At 67.9% G+C, this 1019-nt stretch carries 1 protein-coding gene; it reads left to right on the top strand.

Going from position 1 to position 1019, the window contains the following annotated elements:
* A partial coding sequence (locus tag Q1K57_RS13580) for an ATP-binding protein (protein WP_300083517.1) occupies nucleotides 1-1019 on the top strand: 1019 nt, incomplete at both ends.

Here is a 1019-nt window from a genome sequence, read left to right as displayed (position 1 = left end):
CGGCTGCGCACCCCAGGTCGGTTTCATCTGACGCGGCATCAGGACACGTCGGCGACACTGGCGGGCGCGTACCCGTTCGTCGCCGAGGGCGGTCTCGGCGCCGACGGCGTGTTCGTCGGCCAAGACCTCTACTCGGGCGGGAGCTTCGTCTACGACCCGTGGGTGCTCTACGCACGCGGCATCATCACCGCACCCAACGTGGTGCTGGCCGGGATCGTCGGCTCCGGCAAGTCATCGCTGGCCAAGTCCCTCTACACGCGGTCGCTACCGTTCGGGCGGCGCGTGTACGTTCCCGGCGATCCAAAGGGCGAACACACCGCCGTCGCCAACGCCGTCGGCGGACGCGCCATCGTCCTCGGCCACGGACTCAACACTCGCCTGAATCCACTCGACGAAGGCCACCGGCCCAGCGGACTCTCGGATGAGCAGTGGGCCTCGACCGTCGCTGCGCGACGCCGTGACCTGATCGGCGCCCTCGCGGAGACCGTGCTCGCGCGCGGCTTGTCGCCGTTGGAGCACACCGCGATCGACATCGCCCTGACACAGACGGTGCGGGAGAACGACGTGCCGATCCTGCCGATGGTCGTTGATCGCATCCTCGCCCCGAGTGCGGATGCCGACGGCAGGTTGGCCGAGGACGGCAGGCTTGTCGGCCATGCGCTGCGCCGCCTCGTGGCCGGTGACCTGGCCGGGCTGTTCGATGGGCCTTCGACGGTCGCGTTCGATCCGTCGTTGCCGATGATCTCGCTCGATCTCTCGCGGGTCACCGAGAACTCGACGCTCATTTCGGTGTTGATGACGTGCTCGTCGGCGTGGATGGAGTCTGCGCTGCTCGACCCGAACGGTGGGCAGCGGTGGGTGATCTACGACGAGGCCTGGCGGCTCATGTCCCACCCGGCTCTGTTGCGGCGGATGGATGCGCACTGGCGACTCGCCAGGCACTACGGGATCGCGAACATGCTGATCTTCCACAAGCTCACCGACCTCGACAACGTGGGCGACCAAGGCTCCGCCATGCG

The organism is Propioniciclava sp., from assembly GCF_029977985.1.
Taxonomy (GTDB): Bacteria; Actinomycetota; Actinomycetes; order Propionibacteriales; family Propionibacteriaceae; genus Propioniciclava.
Note: the sequence above shows the minus strand (reverse complement) of the source record. Positions and strands in the feature narration are given on the sequence as shown.